This window comes from Haliscomenobacter sp., assembly GCF_041740695.1.
Classification (GTDB): Bacteria; Bacteroidota; Bacteroidia; order Chitinophagales; family Saprospiraceae; genus Haliscomenobacter.
On record NZ_JBGSLK010000069.1, the window covers coordinates 14946 to 31663 of the forward strand.

Annotated in this window: 18 protein-coding genes and 1 tRNA gene; 10 read left to right on the forward strand and 9 right to left on the reverse strand. The window is 43.4% G+C overall.

What is annotated here, in order from left to right; translation table 11 throughout:
• Positions 1 to 229: 229 nt before the first annotated feature.
• Complete coding sequence (locus ACEW9O_RS14305) at positions 230 to 1285, reverse strand: two-component regulator propeller domain-containing protein (protein ID WP_373550857.1); 1056 nt, start codon at positions 1283 to 1285, stop codon at positions 230 to 232.
• A 340-nt stretch (positions 1286 to 1625) separates the two neighbouring features.
• Between ACEW9O_RS14305 and ACEW9O_RS14310 the strand changes: the two genes are divergently transcribed.
• From ACEW9O_RS14310 to ACEW9O_RS14325, 4 genes are all read left to right on the forward strand, one after another.
• Entirely contained in the window at positions 1626 to 2384 is a 759-nt protein-coding gene (locus ACEW9O_RS14310; RefSeq protein WP_373550858.1) for an oxygenase MpaB family protein, read from the forward strand.
• A gap of 146 nt (positions 2385 to 2530) precedes the next feature.
• A complete protein-coding gene (locus tag ACEW9O_RS14315; protein ID WP_373550859.1) occupies positions 2531 to 2797 on the forward strand; it encodes a hypothetical protein in 267 nt (88 codons plus the stop codon).
• A complete protein-coding gene (locus ACEW9O_RS14320; RefSeq protein WP_373550860.1) occupies positions 2776 to 3162 on the forward strand; it encodes a type II toxin-antitoxin system VapC family toxin in 387 nt (128 codons plus the stop codon). Before ACEW9O_RS14315 ends, ACEW9O_RS14320 begins: the two co-directional genes overlap by 22 nt.
• A gap of 75 nt (positions 3163 to 3237) precedes the next feature.
• Positions 3238 to 3585 (forward strand): DUF3024 domain-containing protein, encoded by a 348-nt coding sequence (locus ACEW9O_RS14325; RefSeq protein ID WP_373550861.1) that lies wholly within the window; start codon positions 3238 to 3240, stop codon positions 3583 to 3585.
• A 26-nt stretch (positions 3586 to 3611) separates the two neighbouring features.
• Here ACEW9O_RS14325 and ACEW9O_RS14330 read toward each other — a convergent pair whose 3' ends face one another.
• Both ACEW9O_RS14330 and ACEW9O_RS14335 read right to left on the reverse strand, forming a co-directional pair.
• Positions 3612 to 4037, reverse strand: a complete 426-nt coding sequence (locus ACEW9O_RS14330) for a hypothetical protein (RefSeq protein ID WP_373550862.1) — start codon at positions 4035 to 4037, stop codon at positions 3612 to 3614.
• Positions 4027 to 4323: a BrnT family toxin gene (locus tag ACEW9O_RS14335; RefSeq protein ID WP_373550863.1), complete on the reverse strand. Its 297-nt coding sequence runs from the start codon at positions 4321 to 4323 to the stop codon at positions 4027 to 4029. Before ACEW9O_RS14335 ends, ACEW9O_RS14330 begins: the two co-directional genes overlap by 11 nt.
• Positions 4324 to 4467: 144 nt before the next feature.
• On the opposite strand from ACEW9O_RS14335, the gene ACEW9O_RS14340 reads away from it, so the two are divergent.
• Positions 4468 to 4782, forward strand: coding sequence for a hypothetical protein (locus ACEW9O_RS14340; protein WP_373550864.1), 315 nt, complete (start codon positions 4468 to 4470; stop codon positions 4780 to 4782).
• A 1252-nt stretch (positions 4783 to 6034) separates the two neighbouring features.
• Here the strand turns inward: ACEW9O_RS14340 and ACEW9O_RS14345 are convergent.
• Positions 6035 to 6238 (reverse strand): nucleotidyltransferase family protein, encoded by a 204-nt coding sequence (locus ACEW9O_RS14345; RefSeq protein ID WP_373550865.1) that lies wholly within the window; start codon positions 6236 to 6238, stop codon positions 6035 to 6037.
• Between the two features lie 193 nt (positions 6239 to 6431).
• Here ACEW9O_RS14345 and ACEW9O_RS14350 point away from each other — a divergent pair, with 193 nt between their 5' ends.
• The gene (locus ACEW9O_RS14350; RefSeq protein ID WP_373550866.1) at positions 6432 to 6662 is read left to right on the forward strand and encodes a type II toxin-antitoxin system MqsA family antitoxin; all 231 of its coding nucleotides are present in this window, start codon (positions 6432 to 6434) and stop codon (positions 6660 to 6662) included.
• Between the two features lie 29 nt (positions 6663 to 6691).
• On the opposite strand, the gene ACEW9O_RS14355 is transcribed toward ACEW9O_RS14350, so the two are convergent.
• From ACEW9O_RS14355 to ACEW9O_RS14365, 3 genes are all read right to left on the reverse strand, one after another.
• On the reverse strand, positions 6692 to 8011 hold the full coding sequence (locus tag ACEW9O_RS14355) for a protein NO VEIN domain-containing protein (protein ID WP_373550867.1): 1320 nt from the start codon (positions 8009 to 8011) through the stop codon (positions 6692 to 6694).
• Positions 8012 to 8108: 97 nt separating this feature from the next.
• A complete protein-coding gene (locus ACEW9O_RS14360; RefSeq protein ID WP_373550868.1) occupies positions 8109 to 8906 on the reverse strand; it encodes a hypothetical protein in 798 nt (265 codons plus the stop codon).
• A gap of 458 nt (positions 8907 to 9364) precedes the next feature.
• On the reverse strand, positions 9365 to 9655 hold the full coding sequence (locus tag ACEW9O_RS14365; RefSeq protein WP_373550869.1) for a nucleotidyltransferase family protein: 291 nt from the start codon (positions 9653 to 9655) through the stop codon (positions 9365 to 9367).
• 125 nt (positions 9656 to 9780) lie between these two features.
• Here ACEW9O_RS14365 and ACEW9O_RS14370 point away from each other — a divergent pair, with 125 nt between their 5' ends.
• Both ACEW9O_RS14370 and ACEW9O_RS14375 read left to right on the forward strand, forming a co-directional pair.
• Positions 9781 to 11409 carry a serine hydrolase domain-containing protein gene (locus ACEW9O_RS14370; protein WP_373550870.1) on the forward strand — a complete coding sequence of 543 codons (1629 nt, stop codon included), beginning with the start codon at positions 9781 to 9783 and terminating at the stop codon, positions 11407 to 11409.
• A gap of 177 nt (positions 11410 to 11586) precedes the next feature.
• A complete protein-coding gene (locus tag ACEW9O_RS14375; RefSeq protein ID WP_373550871.1) occupies positions 11587 to 12630 on the forward strand; it encodes a hypothetical protein in 1044 nt (347 codons plus the stop codon).
• Between the two features lie 15 nt (positions 12631 to 12645).
• Here ACEW9O_RS14375 and ACEW9O_RS14380 read toward each other — a convergent pair whose 3' ends face one another.
• The gene (locus tag ACEW9O_RS14380) at positions 12646 to 13638 is read right to left on the reverse strand and encodes an NAD-dependent epimerase/dehydratase family protein (RefSeq protein ID WP_373550872.1); all 993 of its coding nucleotides are present in this window, start codon (positions 13636 to 13638) and stop codon (positions 12646 to 12648) included.
• 329 nt (positions 13639 to 13967) lie between these two features.
• Here ACEW9O_RS14380 and ACEW9O_RS14385 point away from each other — a divergent pair, with 329 nt between their 5' ends.
• Both ACEW9O_RS14385 and ACEW9O_RS14390 read left to right on the forward strand, forming a co-directional pair.
• Complete coding sequence (locus ACEW9O_RS14385; protein WP_373550873.1) at positions 13968 to 15338, forward strand: DUF5723 family protein; 1371 nt, start codon at positions 13968 to 13970, stop codon at positions 15336 to 15338.
• Positions 15339 to 15555: 217 nt separating this feature from the next.
• A tRNA-Met gene (locus ACEW9O_RS14390) sits at positions 15556 to 15629 on the forward strand.
• Between the two features lie 136 nt (positions 15630 to 15765).
• Here ACEW9O_RS14390 and ACEW9O_RS14395 read toward each other — a convergent pair.
• On the reverse strand, positions 15766 to 16677 hold the full coding sequence (locus tag ACEW9O_RS14395; protein WP_373550874.1) for an ROK family protein: 912 nt from the start codon (positions 16675 to 16677) through the stop codon (positions 15766 to 15768).
• Between the last annotated feature and the right edge of the window lie 41 nt (positions 16678 to 16718).

Here is a 16718-nt window from a genome sequence, read left to right on the forward strand (position 1 = left end):
ATTTGGAAAAGAAGCATCATTGATCTGGAATGGTCTAGACTTGATCTATGAATTACACTTTTCTTTTACTTTAACGCAACCACTCCCATCGCTCTGCCCAATCCAACAAAATATCACTCCTCCACTTCGAAATCGTTCCCCCCTGAATCTTCCCATCGTATAAACTGGGGTCAGCTTTGTCGGTATACCAAAAAAATAAATTTTTCTGACTTCAGAAGCTGTTTGAGTTTTATTCCCAGGGCCCGGCTTCAGACACATGTACAATCTTTGAATCTTTAAGCCGAAAAAGCCCCCCTGATAATCCAAACCAAATCCTCCCTTTACGATCTTCCAAAATGGCTTGAATGCCATAACCATAAGGCATCAGGTCTGCTCGATCGGTTTCGCTGTACAGCGTGAATTTTTTTCCGTCGTAGCAATAAACCCCCACACGGTTGGCGCCAATCCAGATTTTTCCGGAGCGACCTGCGTGGATGGCGTAGGTTTCATTTTTACTTAAACCTTTTACAGCCGGGTATTGAATGATTTTTTTACCATCATATCGACTAAGTCCCCCATCGCCAGTTCTGCTCTTGGGGTCGGGATTATCTTTTTCCGTAATTCTGGAGCCGAACCAAATATTGCCCTGATTATCTTCTTGAATGGCTTGTACATTGTTGGAGGCCAGGCCGTCCTTTTTGGTGAAATGGGTAAAGGATTTTCCATCAAATTTACAAGCACCGTAACCATCTCTACAAAACCAGATATTGCCCTTCTTGTCTTCCATGATTTCAGTCACCCAGTTCATGGTAGTTTGATAACTCAATAGCTGTAGATTGGGGATAGGGAGGGGGAAACTGGAAAAAGTACTGCCATTGAGGCGAAAAACCCCACCCCAGGTTCCCACCCAAATGTTTCCTTTTTTATCGATTAAAACATCGGAAACCTGGTTGTTCATAAGCCCATCTTTGCGGGAAAAGTTGGTAAAGGTTTTGCCGTCGTATTTGGAAAGACCGGATTGGGTGCCAAACCACATATTACCTTTGCGGTCTTCAACAATGCTGACCACAGCGTTTCCGATTAAGCCTTGTTTAGTGGAAAGGTAGCTGAGTTTTTTTCCATCATAAAAGGCTACCCCTTTGGACAAGGTTCCAAACCAGAGCTTGCCTTTGGAGTCTTCAAAAACTTCTACCACGTATTGGTCGATGGGTTCTTGGGCAACTTTGGTCTGTCCTAAGCAAAGTGGATGGGCAGCTGCCAAAAGAACCAGAGCGCAAAAAATTAGGAGGGAGTGATTTTTTTTCATGGAAAAACTTTTTTTGTTAAGGGGCGATAAAAAAATAAGTGATCATTTTGCCAGAGGATTAGATAAGTAAACGTTTCATTTCAAGTGTCTTATCTAATCCTCTGGCTCAGGAAAAATGATCACTTATTTTTGCCCCACTACTAAGGTAGATCACTGGGCATTTTGGAAGGCTATATGGAGTGTAAAATGATGTAACGGAAGTGTAAATAGTTGAAACGCTTTAAAAACTTAGAGCTTGTCAAAATTGAAGTGAATAAATTGCGCTTATGTTTACGGATATTTTAGGTTTTGTAAATGAGTCTAAACCTGTTCGTGATTGAACATCAAACCGTGGAAAGGTATGCAGTACTTTGTTGAAAAAAATTCCATCGTTCGGCGAATTTGGGGCAAAAGCGACACCATCCTGTTCATTTTTGCAGGTGCTGCTGCTGAATTTGCCTTGAATAAAGCGGTAGACTGGCTGTACTTTACGGGCAGGTTGCCTTCCGATCCTTTGGGCCGGCTGTTTTCTACCGTTCAATACGCCAGGAGGATCGTTTTTGCTCCCTTGGAAGGCGCCCATGCGGCCATTGACACGATGCGGCAAATCCACGATGCTGTGGAAAAAAAACGCGGCGCAGAAATCCCCGACTGGGCTTATCGCGATGTGCTCTTTATGCTCATTTATTATTCGATTGCCGCTTATGAGCTGCTCGAACGAAAGCTAAATGAGGCCGAAAAAGCGGAAGTGTATGACGTTTTTTACCGCGTGGGCAAACGGATGGGTTTAAAAGAACTCCCCCCTACCTATGAGGAATGGCTACCCGTCAGGGCAGCACATTTAGCAGCAGACCTGGAACAAAGTACCTACACCATCGACCTTTTTCAACAGTATAAAAAACACCTGGGGGCGATGCGGTTTCGAGTTTTAATCGAAGGACAAAAACTGGTGGTTCCTGATCGGGTGAAAGCGCTATTGCATTTTAGCGATTTTTCACTGCTGACTCCGGTCGTGCCGGTTTATAAAATCAGTAGATTGATGAAAATGGACTGGTTGCTTAAAAGTATTTTGCTGCCGGGGGAATATAAGGCGCAGATTGATGCGTTGGATGAGGCGTGAGGGCGAAGGGAGAAACAGTAATTATTGGTTTTTTTGAAGTGCTTGTTCTAATCCGATTTTGATTGGGGTTAAATTGGAACCCTTTTTTTAGGATAACTTTGATTTCTACCCAAAAGACTTTAAATTGTCCTACGAATCATCACAACATGCAAGCGATCAGAAGTATTTATAAGGTTGAAAACGGGAAGTTAGTCATTGAATTGCCCGCCTCTTTTCAACATACAGAGGTGGAAGTGATTATTTTGCCAGCTGCGGCAGAAGATGTGGCAACATTGCCACATGCCATTGATCGGGGCAGTAAAGCGGAGCGCTTGGAAAAATTATCCTCGATGAGTGTTTGGGATGAGGCAGATGAGCAAGCGATTATTGAAAGTCAGAATCTTATCAATCAATGGAAAGTAGTCGAATTTTAATTGATACCTCAATTGTGATTGATTATCTTCGTAGCAATAGCCGACAAGAAACAAACTTTACAAAACTGTTTAGTGACAACGAGCTTTATTTGTCTTCCATTTCAGTGTTCGAGCTATTCAATGGAGCAACCTCAGAGGCTAAAAAACAAGATGTAGAACAGATTTGCCAACAAATCTCCGTGCTAGATTTCAACCTGGACACTGCTAAAATTGCTAGCGAAATTTATCTTGATTTACGCACAAAAAATAAGTTGATTGAATTTAGGGACATCCTGATAGCCGCAAGTGCTTTGCAGCATACGCTGCCAATTGCGACTTTGAATCGGAAGCATTTTGAGCGGATAGAGTGGTTGGAATTCGTCTGAAAGCAGGATATTCTTACGAGCCAGATTTGAATATCTTTGAAGACGATTTTAAAACCCGATATTCAAAAGTTAACTATGGCATTAACCGAAAAACAATTGCAAGAAATCAAGGCTGCGGGAGAAGACTTCCTGGAGTTGCGCAGACCACCTGAAGCAATCAGATCAAAACTTGACCTGATTTATCGCATTGAAGGACAAAGCGTACTCGTGTACGAAGTCCGGCCTCAATGGGATAATCCTGCTGACATCACGGAAACGCCAATGGCCAAAACTACCTTTGTACAAACCCAAAACGTGTGGAAAATCTATTGGATGCAGGCTGATCTGAAATGGCACAGCTATTCACCCAAACCACAAGTGAAATCCATAAAAACCTTTTTTAAAGTGGTAGCTGAAGATGTACATTCTTGCTTTTTTGGGTGAAGATGAATTGTCTGATCAGGACGTTACTATTTCACTTTGATCATCTTCTCCGCTTCAAATAAACTTTTGACAATGGGCTTAATCACTTCGCTTAGCCTTTCCCGATTCTCACGCAACCAGGTATCTACCTCCAAATCGTTGGTAGTTATTTCCAGGGTCACTGGTTTTAAGTTGTTTTTGGCCCCTTCCTGCTTGGACTCGCTGAATAATTTTGCTTTTTCCTCCCAGGATAGGCTGAGGTTTTCCTTTGACCATTCTACTTCATCAATCTCTTCGTCATACGCAATGTCGGCATCATCATAAAATACATTTTGCTCAGGAATAACAATTCCAGAACGTGCAAAGGATAAAGCATCCCGAACACTCACCTGAACAGTATCTAGGTCTTCAAGTACAACGCCTTTTAAACTTTCCCCATTCTTGATCATTGCCAAGGCTTGTTCAGTTTTCATCTTCTTGTTGTTTAAAGCGATTCTCAAGATAAGCATTTCTTTCTTCTTTGCTCGCTTGCCTCGCAGAGATTAACCTCACTACCACATCCCGCATGGTGTAAACGACAACCAAGATGAACTTTGCTGTCGTTTTGCCTATTCTTATAATGCGGGGTTCATCCCGAAAAGTTCCAAGTCTTTCAATGGCATTTTTGTCATCAAAGATTTCTTGCGCTTCACGGAAATCTACGTTGTGCTTCGACCGGTTCTTTTTGTTTTTTTCTGGATCCCATTCAAAACTTGACATATGGTTGTATTTATTTAATCAGCGAGGTAATGTTTTGCAGGATGAAGAGTTTTCAATACTTTAGGATTTTAGAACGGTTAAAAATCAAATTTCAATCAAAAATACAGATTTATACTGTATAAATACAAATTTTTTATCCTTTTTATGAAAAAAAATATTGTCCCGGCATTGGTGGCCAGCAAACTGAAAGCGCTCAACCTGTACTCTACCCAAGGAGAACTGGCAAACCTCATTGCAGCGTTTGACGGAGAACCCATGTACCAAAGCTGGGTCTCAATGGCCTTAAATGGCAAAAACAAAAAGACTTTGGGTCGGATAGTGAATTATTTGATTCAAGCGCATGGTGCAGAATTAACGGATTTTTTGCCGCAGGAGGAATTGCAGACGGAGATTCGGTTGTTGAAAGAGGCGGTACGGAGGTTGGAGGAGAGGGTTGAGAAGTTGGAGGGGAGGGGGTGATGAGCTGTTATGGGATAGCGGTTAGGTGGCATGAACAGAAAGCCTTTGTTTGTTGCATATTAATTGTTTTTGTGTTGATTACAATACTTTTCATAGCCTGATCCAAGAAAATTGGCTTTAGCATAATTGGAGCATGATGAGGTACTGCATTTTGGTGTATGAACTGTACAATAACTTGTCTGAGTCTTTTGATAACCTGAATCATCGACCCTTGCAATATTAAAACAATTCGCTGTCTTACAGGTGTGTTCGTGGTCACTGCAATACTTTCCATAAACAGAACCGAGAAAATTAGATTTAGCATACTTAGAGCATGATGGGCTGCCGCATTTTGGCGTATGAACTGTACAATAACTTGTCTGAGTCTTTTGATAACCTGAATCGTCTACCCTTGCGATATTAAAACAATTCGCTGTCTCACAGGTGTGTTCGTGGTCACTGCAATACTTTTCATAACTTGAACCGAGAAAATTAGTTTTAGCATGCTTGGAGCATGATGGGTTGCTGCATTTTGGAGTATGGACGGTACAATAATTTGTCTGAGTCTTTTGATAACCTGAATCGTCCACCCTTGCAATATTAAAACAATTCGCTGTCTTACATGTGTGCTCATGGTCATCACAATAATTTAAATAACTTGAGCCAAAATAATTTATCATTCTTGGTTGACTGCATTTAGGGTTTGAGCATTTAGGTGTATGTAATTTACAAAAACTAGATTGCTTATACATATAACCAGAACTGTACACTAATCGATACTCAGTACAGTTTAATTGCGCGCAAGGTTTTGTATCATTACTTGTATAACTATTACTCCATCCGCTATATGTTGAACTAAGTGCGTAATTGTCAGGTTTAACCCAACCAGACTGACCAGTGTAAGGGTTAATATTTCCTAATGTCGAGAAATTATCCCTATTGGTAGAATTGGAAGCAGTTCTATAATGAGGGCTTACATACGTACCATCACTTCGATAATGACCTCTAACCCTCACATGATTTGGATTCGTTTGAGACAACCCGTATACTATGTTAAATAAAAAAAACAGAGACAAAAAAAATGCTTTCCTTATGTAATACTTTATGATTTTACAATTTCTGAATTCTGCACTACCAGTCTCCAAACGTAAATATATTTCTGTTGAGTCAGTGCTCTGATTTCCGGATATGGGATCTGAAATGCTTCTCATAAGTACCTTACGTTATTTTCCAAAATTGTTTGTCACTTCAAGAATATAATCCATCAGTACGCTCAGATATACACAACACTTTTGATTACAAAAGGTATCAAATTTGGCTTTACAGCTTTTTTAGAAACCAAATCGACTTTATACCCAAGCAATTCTTCCAATTCTGAGGCTAAGTCAACCATCTCCCAACCCACAGGCTCGGAAAATTCAGCCAAAATATCAATGTCGCTATCTGCATTTTTCTTCCTTGCGCGAAACAGACCCAAATATCCCTAACTCTTTGATGGGGTATTTATGGAAAAGGACATCCTTGTTCGCGCTAAGAATTGCTGTTGCTGTTTCGAGCAGATGCATAGTGATCTTTTTTACAAATTAAGCACTTCTGGCCAAAAATCAAAACTATAACTTGATTAGCCCCCTTTTTTAGGGTAACTTCAATTCAATTTATACACAAAAGATATGAAACCAATTTCGCCATGTTGCTTTATCTGTAGCGGAAAGATAGAAAAAGGGACAACTACTTTTGTACTTGACCTGAAATCTAGCCTAATCGTCATCCGCAATGTTCCTGCGCTAGTATGCACACAATGTGGAGAGGAGTGGATTGAGGATTCTACGGCTATTGAGTTGGAGCAGATTACTGAACGGGCTAAGGCTCATGATATTCAAGTAGAGGTGGTTTCGATGTAATGCTACCATCTGTGCTAGTGGACAGCACATCATTGTATTGCATTCAAAGTTAGAAATACTCTGCCTTCCTTAAGAATTTCAGGCTTTTGTAAATATGGAACTACTTGCTCCTTTAAAAGAGCTAAATGTAAATTTGGAATACACACAGCGTTCATATTGCCATCAACATTGAATACTCTGTAGATCTGGTAAATTTCTTTATTTTTTAAGAAATGACTCCATTCATTAGTAGTTAGATAAAAAGTGGGTTTGTCCATTGAAGTTCCCTTGCACTCTACCAATGTTGAAATATTTCCAATGTCATCTAAAATTTCAAAATCGTGTTGTTTGCCACTTTCGCCATTTTCATTCAACCATCTAACTTTATTAAGTCCATACTTGTGGCATAAAATTTCATGGAGAAATTTTTCGCTGCGTTGTCTAATGCTTTCACTGTATTCACTGTCTATGGTCAAGGTTGTTGCATCAAACCCTGAATCAAGCAATGCATCCACTCTGAACAATTCTTTTAATGATGAAAGCTCTTCAAGTAGTTTTTGACTATTAGATACCTGCTCCTGGATTTTATTTTCCAACTCGTCAAGCTGTAAAATGGTTGCTTGTTTATGTTGCTGGTTTACCGCAGCAATTTTTTTCTCAACTGTTTCTTTGATTTTAGCAGGTTGAATTTGAGGATGAATACTGTTGGAAATAGTTTGAATATTTTGATTTGTGTTTCGCAGAATAGCAGTTTTAAGCGGTGCTAAAACTCTTTGGATTTCATTGGCAGCGAAGGATTTTGTTTTTATATTGTAGTAGCCTCCTGAGGCAATTTCACGAGATTTTTCTTCTGATTGATTATCTTGAGAAAGACCAATGATAAAAATTTTACAAGGTATCCCATCCAGTTGTTCAGCTTTTTTTGCTGCTTCCCTATAGTCGCCTTCCCCGGTTTCTTCTCCATCGGTAAGCATAATAATTTTTCTATCGCTGTTTGGGTACTTGGATAAATTAGTCACTGCTTTATTAATGGCTGCTGTAATTGGAGTACCACCACTTGCTGGGTCTTGCAGTGAGGCAATTACAGTTAAAATTTTTTGCTTGTCAAAAGCGCCTTGAAATATGATTGGAATTGAAAGTTCATCAACAACTTTGCCTTCCTCTTTTTTGCTATTGAATCGGAAAGTGCGGATAGTGATTTGGTTGGCGTAGTCAATTGTGGGAATAATTTGCTCTGCCAAAATCTGTTTTATCAAAGCCATTCGGGTCAGGCCATCAATTAAAAACTTTCCTTCATGCTGTGGATAGCCTGTCATATAGCCCATGCTTCCAGAGTTGTCAATTAATATTTCAAGGATGGTGTCACTCATTTTTTTAAAATTTTAATGCTTGTATTCCCTAAAATTCAATGCAGCCGAAAGGGGCTTGCAGCAGTATGGGCCGCAACTATTGTTGTTAGCCGAATTTTCATTTGGTTAAATAGTTGTTTTTTTCTAAGATTTGAACAATCATCTTCTTCAAATCTGCTTTAACTTGTCCCGCACTTTCATAATCTAACCTTCGATTTTTTGAAAAGTCAAAAGGAGTATCGTCATTTTTTAGTTCTTTTCGCCTGCGTTTGACTAATACAATCTGATTCATCTCTTTTCTTAATAACGCATAACTTGTTTCAAAGACAACATTCGCGTTTGGATAATTTTTGCCCTCTTCTATTAATTTAGAATCATTTCCCAGAACTCCGGCAACATTAGTGATATCGGAAACGATAATTAGCGACTTGTCAATGTTGTCTTTGATTGCCTGAACTATATCTTTTGCTCCATCTTCTGCTCTTGTAGATTCAACAATTTCTAATTGTTGTTTAGGCGCTCTCGTTTCATTTATCTCATTTATTGATTCTTTTAAAGCATCTTTTATCTGCGTCCGCGATGGATTGTAATCACTTTGCCAACTAAAAAAAATCCATGGCTTATAACCGATAGGAATGCTCAATCTTTCAAGATAAATTTCGTTTTCGGATAAATCTATATTTACTAAATGATATATACCACTTCCGTCCACGTAAAAATTTACTTTATTACCAAGCAAGAAATCTTCATACCATTTAGCTTGGCTAATTTCACTTCCCTCAATAATAAACCCTCGAAAACCTGTTTTGAGAATACTCTTCTTGATGATGCTAAATTCTACTTGTTGGGTTTTGGTAATTTCTAAATCGATTATTTTAGTATTAATAAGCCAACATTTTATTGGATTATATTTCATGAGTTTTGCTTTTAATTATGCCTATCAATTTCCAAGTTACCGTATTTCACCTTTTACTTACACTCCAAAGTTCGTTTATTTGCACTTATACTTCATCGAGTGAGATTTGTGCAAATCGTTGCTGCGAAACCTCATGAAATCAGGGTTTTCAAAGCATATTTGGACAAAATCTGAATCGGCGCGGTATAGTCAATATTCCAACTTGGCCGCTATACTTGATTCAAGTTAGCCTGCTATATAAATACCTTTATTCATCCATACAAGACATATTTTCAGACCGCTAAAGGAAATAGTGCTACATAGATCTCTACCTCAACGCCCCCCCACAACGCCTCCCCAGGATGCAGCGCCTTCCACCCCGTCCCATCCAAAAGGGCACATGCAGCTATTGAGCATTATACTCTAGAATCCTATCGACAGCTTCAAGCATATCCTCCAAAAGAACCTTATCAGAGCGCTCAGACATAAACGATATCTTTTAAAACGAAGGGCATTAAGTTGGCGCGAACCGCTTTTTTAGAAACCAAATCGACCTTGTACCCCAGCAATTCTTCCAACTCTGACGCTAAGTCAATGATTTCCCAGCCCACAGGCTCTGAAAATTCAACCAAAATATCAATGTCACTATCTGCATTTTCTTCTTTGCGCGCTACAGACCCAAATATGCCCAACTCTTTGATGGGGTATTTGTGAAAAAGGACATCCTTGTTTGCGCTAAGGATTCCGGTAGCTGTTTCGAGCAGATGCATGGTAATTTTTTTTACAAATTAAGGGATTTTGACTAAAAATCAAAACTACAACTTGATTGACCTGAAATCAAGCCATTGAAACCTTAACTTTGGCCTCCACCTTTTCATCACCACAAAACACCACCATGGCAAGCCACTACAGACAAAACTTATGCTATCTGTTCCTGAGCCTCTGGGCCATCAGCACCTCCGCCCAATCCCCCACGCTCGCCGATACGCTCAAAAAAATCGACGCCATTTTTAGTCAATGGAACACCAATGCCCCCGGTGGCGTCCTGACTGTGATGCGCCGTGACCAAACCATTTACAACGCTGCCTTTGGCATGGCCGACCTGGAACACAACATCGCCAACACCCCCGAAACCGTGTTTGAAGCAGGCTCGGTGTCCAAACAATTTACAGCGGCCGCTATCCTCTTGCTGGTGCAAGATGGCAAACTCAGCCTCGATGACGATATCCGCAAATACCTACCCGAAATTCCCAATTACGGCCCGACGATCAAAATCCGTCACCTAATGACCCACACCAGCGGCTTGCGCGATTGGGGTTCGGTAGCAGGAGTAGGAGGATGGCCGCGAGGCAAACGCACCTACACCCACGCACACGTGCTGGAAATTTTGTCGCGGCAAAAAAGCCTAAATTTTCCACCGGGCGACCAGTACAACTACTGCAATTCGGGCTACAACCTCATGGCCATCATCGTGGATCGGGTCAGTGGGATGTCTTTTGTCGAATTTTGCAAGCAGCGCATTTTTGGCCCGATGGGCATGACGCACACCCAATGGCGCGACGATTACCGCAAAATTGTACCCAATCGCGCCATCGCCTATTCCGGGTATGGCAACAACTACCTGCAAAACATGCCCTTTGAAATGGTACACGGCAACGGTGGCCTCTTGACTACGACCTCAGACCTGGTGCGCTGGAACCAAAACTACAAAAGCCATATCGTGGGGGGCAAAGCCCTCGCGGAATTGCAGCAAACCCGCGGCATCCTGAAGCATGGCGTGACCATCTCGTACGCAGCGGGCTTGACCATTGGTGATTTTAATGGTTTCAAAGAAATTAGCCACAGTGGTGCCACCGCCGGGTACCGGTCTTGGCTGGCCTATTATCCTGAGCAGGATTTGTCGATTGCTTTTTTGAGCAATTCGGCGATGGTTGGCCCCGTGGATGTGGGGGTGAAGGTGGCGGCAGTGTTTTTTGGCGAAAGGACCTCCACTGAACCGATGTTGGGTACCATTGTCCCTGATGAAACATCTTTAAAAGCCAAAGCGGGACTCTACCGCTCGGTGCGCAACGACAACGTTACTGAACTGGAGGTAAAAGACGGCCTGCTGCGCACCAAAGCTGGGCAGATTTTGCAGGCGACCAAGGAGCATACTTTCTTTCAGGGCAATACCCGCCTGGAGTTTGCCGGCAACAAGTATATCGCCTATAGCAGCAATGGCGACACGCTAACTTACCAGAAAAAAACTCCTTTCCAGCCCAGCGAGAAGGACTTGTTGGCTTTGGTGGGGACTTACCGCAGCACCGAAGCGGATGCGACTTATGAGATTCGGATCAAAAATGGGGTGCTGGAAACTTTTTTGCTGCCCGATTTGGATCAGAAGCTGACTCCGTTTTACAAGAATACCTTTAAAAATGAGCAGGGGGAGTTGTTGGAGTTTACATTTGGTAAGACGGGGAAGGTGACGGGGTTTAAATTTACGACGGGTCGGGCTTGGAACATTGAATTTGTGCGGGTGAAGTGATGGCTCGACGGAAGTAAACTTTCCTTGCTGAAGTTAACGTATAATTTCTTAGGTGAAATCTGAGGTGTCTTCGGTTTCTTAGGTGGTGAGAGAAGTGCTGCACTGTTTTTTTTCACCACCTAAGAAACTAAAGACACTTAAGATTTCACTAAAGGCTGGTAAATTATTAGAAAAGCTATGCTAAACCGATTGTTAAGTCTTGAAATCCTGGTTTTATCCCTTGCCCTGTTCATCAGTGCCTGCCAGCCCAAACCGCAGGTGCAACGCGCATTTTACCACTGGCAAACCAATTTGTCGCTCAGCCCAACCGAACAAAAAAGCCTACAATCCCTCCAAGTTTCGAGATTGTATGCCAAGTTTTTTGACGTAGACTGGAACGAAGCCCAAGGCCAAATCGTACCCCTTGCCAGCATTCAAATCGATACCGCCGGGCTCCAACACCTGGAGTTGATCCCCGTCATTTACATCACCAATCGCACCTGGGATCACGTGGAAAGTGAGGCGAAATTGGAGACTTTGGCGCAACGGGTCATTGCTAAAATTGATGCGTTGACCCAACCTTTGGGTAAGCCAAGCCTCTCCGAAATTCAAATTGACTGCGACTGGACAGCCGGCAGCCGCAGGGTTTATTTTGCCTTTTTGGAAAAACTGAGCAACAAACTCGCGCAGCGCAAGTGCCGTGTTTCCGCCACCATCCGTTTGCACCAATTCAAATACCCCCAACGTACGGGCATTCCACCCGTAGCCAGCGGCACACTTATGCTTTACAATGTGGGTGATTTGGAAAGTTGGGAGGAGGAGAATTCCATTTTTTCCAAATCGGCAGTTGAGGCTTATGCCCCTTTCCCAAAGTACTCCTTGTCGCTGGATGTGGTGCTGCCAGCCTTTAGTTGGGGAGTGTTGTTTCGGGAAGGGGAGATGATCCGACTGGTGAATGAGCTACGCTTAGAAGACTTGAGCGGCGATGCCCGTTTTGAGCAGATTGCGCCGCAGCGATTTCGCGTACAAAAAAGTACTTATCTCAATGGGCATTATTTGTACCAGGGCGATTTGTTGCGGATTGAAACCTGTGGGTATGCTGAGTTGTTGGCGGCGGCGCGTTTTGCGCAAAAGCATCTTCCGGTTTCTGGTATGCATTGGGTAGCGATTTACCATTGGCACCATCGCCTGAAAAAAGTGCTCAGTGATGATGAGTTGGAGGGTGTTTTTGCGGTTTTTTAGGAAGCACATTAAAATTCATTTCCCCTGCTCCGCCGGATAAGGCCCCTTTTCAAAGGCCCGATCATGATAAACCTTTGACCCTACCTGCCTCGCCAAGGGGCTGAAAAAATCCGTACCCGCTTTGATTGAATCAAGCACATGGCGAAAATCGTATTTCGGCTGCCAGCTCAAATCACGCCTTGCTTGCTCGTTGACATAAACTCGATCAAGGTTAGCGAACATTGCCCAGTTTTGCTGCGCGTAGATTTCGGCAAAATCCGGGAAAATACCACTGACTACCTCATGCGCATTTTTTTGCAACCTCGTCAAGTCTTCGGAACTAAATGGAGTTGTAGCACTGATGATGTACCGCCCAAAACCGAGCTCTTTCGCCTTGGTCATCGCCAGCAAATGAGCATCAACAATGTCGGCCAGATCAACTCGGCGGTACAAGAATTCATTCGCCTTGGCATTGAGGTCTTGGTACTGGATGCGGGTATTTTCCTGATCGTCGGCTTCCAGGAAAAAACGGGAGGTACGCAGAATCAAACAGGGCAATTTGTAGCGTTGGTGGAAAAGTTTACACAAGTTTTCGGCAGCAATTTTGGTTACGCCGTAAATGTTTTTGGGGATGGGGGTCACTTCCTCTGTAATCCAGGTTGCGGGCCCACCAGGAAGGGGTTTCATGGCATCGCCAAAAGTACTGGTGGTGCTGGTAAAAATGAAGCATTCAACACCAGCCTGCACGGCTTCTTCCAGCAGATTGCTTGTTCCTGAAATATTGGTGTCAATGAAATCCTGAAAACTGTGGGTAAGCACGTGCGGTTTGTGCAGGGTCGCAGCATGCAGCACCACATTTACCCCTTGCATACATTGGCGCACAAAATTGCGGTCTACTATCGAGCCAACTCGGCTGGTAAATGCCGAGGGTAAAATGTCCAGACCAATCACATCATGTTCGGTTTGTTGGAGGGTGCGTACTAGGGCTTCGCCCAAATGTCCGGCACTCCCGGTGACGAGTATTTTCATGACGGTATGGTTGTTTTTGGTCGTAATTATGCAAAAGAATGTGGGAAAAACGTAAGAAAAGCAGCTAAAAGTTCCCAATCTTGAGCAAGTTTTAACAAATCAAATATCTTTATTCGTTGGAGCTTGTTTAAGTTATTTGAACGGGCTACAAACGGCCCATTTTTGTCCAAATTTCGTTCCGAAAATGCTCATTTAGCGCTGCTAAACTCCGCTTTTCGTGCCTCATTTGGACAAAAATGGCCTCGCTTTCGCTTCCGTTCAAATAACTTAAACAAGCTCTCAGAAACATTGCTACCACATTCACGTTAGTGTAGAAAACCCAAAAACCGATGCGTCTCCTATTCTTGCTTATTTTATCCACCCTGTCCTTGCAACTAATGGCCCAACTCGACTTGGGTTCTCATTTCATTCGTGGCACTTGGCAAGCCCATCAGAGCAACCCTGCGCTATTGCCCCAGCAGCGCATCACCATTTCGCTACCCAATATTTATGGCTATGGAGAGGTAAGTGGCTTTACCTTGGATGAGGTATTGGAAAAAAACGATCAAGGCCAAACCGTAGTGGATGTAGCAAAAGCCATCAGCCTACTGGAGCCTGAAAACTACATCCGCGACCGCATCGATCTCGGCACCCTCGGCATCGGCTTTCACGCAGGCGACTGGTACCTTTCCTTAAGCCATCAGGTGCGGCAAAATGCGTATTCCAAATACCCGAAAGAACTCGCCCAACTGGCCTGGGAAGGCAATGCCCAGTTCATCGGTCAGGAAATTCAGATTGCGCCGCGTATCGGGATTCAGGCGTATCAGGAGTTTGCGCTGGGATTGGGATTTCAAGTGAGCAAAAACTTCACCTTGGGTGGCCGCATCAAATTGCTCAATGGTGTAGGCAACATCTCTTCGCTCAACCACGATTTCCGTCTCTTCACCAGCGACGATGTGTACCAACTGACCGTCAATGCCGATTACGCCCTCAATACGGCAGGCACCCAGTTGCGCTACAATGGTTTTCAGGACATCAGTGCCAATCTGGACATCGCCACTTTCGACTGGAGCAACAATTGGACCAACAATACCGGTTTTGCACTGGACTTGGGGGCTAGCCTCCGCCTCGGGAATCTTGAGTTGGCCGCTTCCATACTCGATCTGGGGCAAATCAATTGGAAGCAGGACGCCACTCAACTGGCCATCAAAGGGGAATACACTTTCGAGGGTTTGGATATTTTTCCCAATGTTTGGACCGATTCGGTCAGTTTTGGGAGCATCGTTGATACCCTGGAGGCGCGGTTTAAAGTAGTCCAAACGAATGGAGTGTACGCGACCAGTTTGCCCGCCTATTCTTTTTTGAGTGCCAATTTGAAATTGAATGACAATACCTCGATTGGGGTGCTAGCGTACGGCGAACGGATTGCCGATGAGTGGTTTCCCGCTCTGGCCTTGAGCTTACAAAAGCAAATCTTTAAAGGTTTCACCTTGGGTGGTGCCTACGTGATCCGCAACAAACGTTTCGACAATGTCGGCGTCAATACCAGCCTGAAAATTGGCCCACTCCAAATCGTAGCCGCAACCGACAACTTGCTGACCCTCCTACAAAGTTCCAACAGCAATACCGTCAATGGGCGCATCGGAATCAACCTGCTTTTTGGACAAATGGAAAAAGAAGAGCAGAAGAAACTTCCAGAAGAAAAAGATTTTTTCAAATAAGGGGCGACAAAAAAATAAGTATCCATTTTGCCAAAGGATTAGATAAGTAAACGGTTCATTTTAAGTGTCTTAGCTAATCCTTTGGCCTAAAAAAATGAACACTTATTTTTGCCCCACTACTAAATCGGAAAAAAATACGGCCTAAGGTTGCTAGAAACCGACAGGACTACTATCTTTGCACTCGCTTTTGAAGTAAGAGCTTGCTTAAGCATTTTTTGGCGTGGTAGCTCAGCTGGTTAGAGCGTGCGATTCATAATCGCAAGGTCGGCGGTTCAAGCCCGCCTCACGCTACAAAACAATACCTAAGGACATCGAAAACAGGCATTTGCCCTTTCGATGTCCTTTTTTTATTTTATAAAAAGTTGAGTTCATCTGACCCTACGCACTTCGGCTTCGCTCGGTGACCGGGATTGATAAACTCAACTTTTTAGTCGGCCATCAAAAACGCGGCCCCAAATACCCCGGCGCTATCGCCGAGCTTGGGCTTCAGGATCAGGGTATCCAAACGCGGATTGAAGACAAACTGTTTGACCCGTTCGATTCCTTCCGTATACAACAAATCAATATTGCCTACTCCCCCACCCAAAACAATCACTTCAGGATCGAGGATATTGATCAAATTGGCGAGGCCTTTGCCAAAAAAGTGCAACAAACGTTCGATGGTCGCGCTGGCATGCGGGTCACTATTGGCTTTGTGGCGCTCCAGAATTTCTTTGAGTTTGAGTTTTTGGCCGGATTGTGCCAGGTAAAAACGTTCCAGCGCCGGGCCTGAAAAAACCGTTTCCACACAGCCTACATTGCCACAGTAACATTTTCCCCCAGACTCATCCAGAAAACTGTGGCCCCATTCGCCGCCAATCCCTTGCCGGCCATTCCACACCTTGCCGTCCATCACCAAACCGCCACCAACGCCGCTGCCCATGATGACGCCAAAAACCATACGGGCGCTGGGCATTACATCCTGTACAATCCCCATTTTGGCTTCAGCCACTGCAAAACAATTGGCATCATTGGCCAACTCGAAAGTCAGGTTCAACGCAGCCTCCAAGTCTCGTTTGAAGGGCATGTCGTTGATGCAGGTGGTGTTGCTGTTTTTCATCGTATGCGTAATCGGATCCAAAGCTCCGGGCGTACCCATACCAATGGCTTCCGGCACCAGACCCGATTCTTTTTTCATCAAATCGATCAACACGCCAATTTGCTGGATGATGTGGTGGTAACCCTGTTCTTGTTCGGTAGCAACACGCAGGCGAGTCAGTACTTGCGGATCTTCTTTGCTCTTGAGAATCACCCCTTCGATTTTGGTGCCTCCCAAATCAATGCCCCAGAGTGGCTTCATAATTACTGATAGTTTTGTTGAAAATATTACTAAATGCGGAT

Coding starts and splice junctions, on each gene's coding strand:
- ACEW9O_RS14305 (WP_373550857.1), bottom strand. CDS start 1,285: ATGAAAAAAAATCACTCCCTCCTAATTTTTTGCGCTCTGGTTCTTTTG.
- ACEW9O_RS14310 (WP_373550858.1), top strand. CDS start 1,626: ATGCAGTACTTTGTTGAAAAAAATTCCATCGTTCGGCGAATTTGGGGC.
- ACEW9O_RS14315 (WP_373550859.1), top strand. CDS start 2,531: ATGCAAGCGATCAGAAGTATTTATAAGGTTGAAAACGGGAAGTTAGTC.
- ACEW9O_RS14320 (WP_373550860.1), top strand. CDS start 2,776: ATGGAAAGTAGTCGAATTTTAATTGATACCTCAATTGTGATTGATTAT.
- ACEW9O_RS14325 (WP_373550861.1), top strand. CDS start 3,238: ATGGCATTAACCGAAAAACAATTGCAAGAAATCAAGGCTGCGGGAGAA.
- ACEW9O_RS14330 (WP_373550862.1), bottom strand. CDS start 4,037: ATGAAAACTGAACAAGCCTTGGCAATGATCAAGAATGGGGAAAGTTTA.
- ACEW9O_RS14335 (WP_373550863.1), bottom strand. CDS start 4,323: ATGTCAAGTTTTGAATGGGATCCAGAAAAAAACAAAAAGAACCGGTCG.
- ACEW9O_RS14340 (WP_373550864.1), top strand. CDS start 4,468: ATGAAAAAAAATATTGTCCCGGCATTGGTGGCCAGCAAACTGAAAGCG.
- ACEW9O_RS14350 (WP_373550866.1), top strand. CDS start 6,432: ATGAAACCAATTTCGCCATGTTGCTTTATCTGTAGCGGAAAGATAGAA.
- ACEW9O_RS14355 (WP_373550867.1), bottom strand. CDS start 8,011: ATGAGTGACACCATCCTTGAAATATTAATTGACAACTCTGGAAGCATG.
- ACEW9O_RS14360 (WP_373550868.1), bottom strand. CDS start 8,906: ATGAAATATAATCCAATAAAATGTTGGCTTATTAATACTAAAATAATC.
- ACEW9O_RS14365 (WP_373550869.1), bottom strand. CDS start 9,655: ATGCATCTGCTCGAAACAGCTACCGGAATCCTTAGCGCAAACAAGGAT.
- ACEW9O_RS14370 (WP_373550870.1), top strand. CDS start 9,781: ATGGCAAGCCACTACAGACAAAACTTATGCTATCTGTTCCTGAGCCTC.
- ACEW9O_RS14375 (WP_373550871.1), top strand. CDS start 11,587: ATGCTAAACCGATTGTTAAGTCTTGAAATCCTGGTTTTATCCCTTGCC.
- ACEW9O_RS14380 (WP_373550872.1), bottom strand. CDS start 13,638: ATGAAAATACTCGTCACCGGGAGTGCCGGACATTTGGGCGAAGCCCTA.
- ACEW9O_RS14385 (WP_373550873.1), top strand. CDS start 13,968: ATGCGTCTCCTATTCTTGCTTATTTTATCCACCCTGTCCTTGCAACTA.
- ACEW9O_RS14395 (WP_373550874.1), bottom strand. CDS start 16,677: ATGAAGCCACTCTGGGGCATTGATTTGGGAGGCACCAAAATCGAAGGG.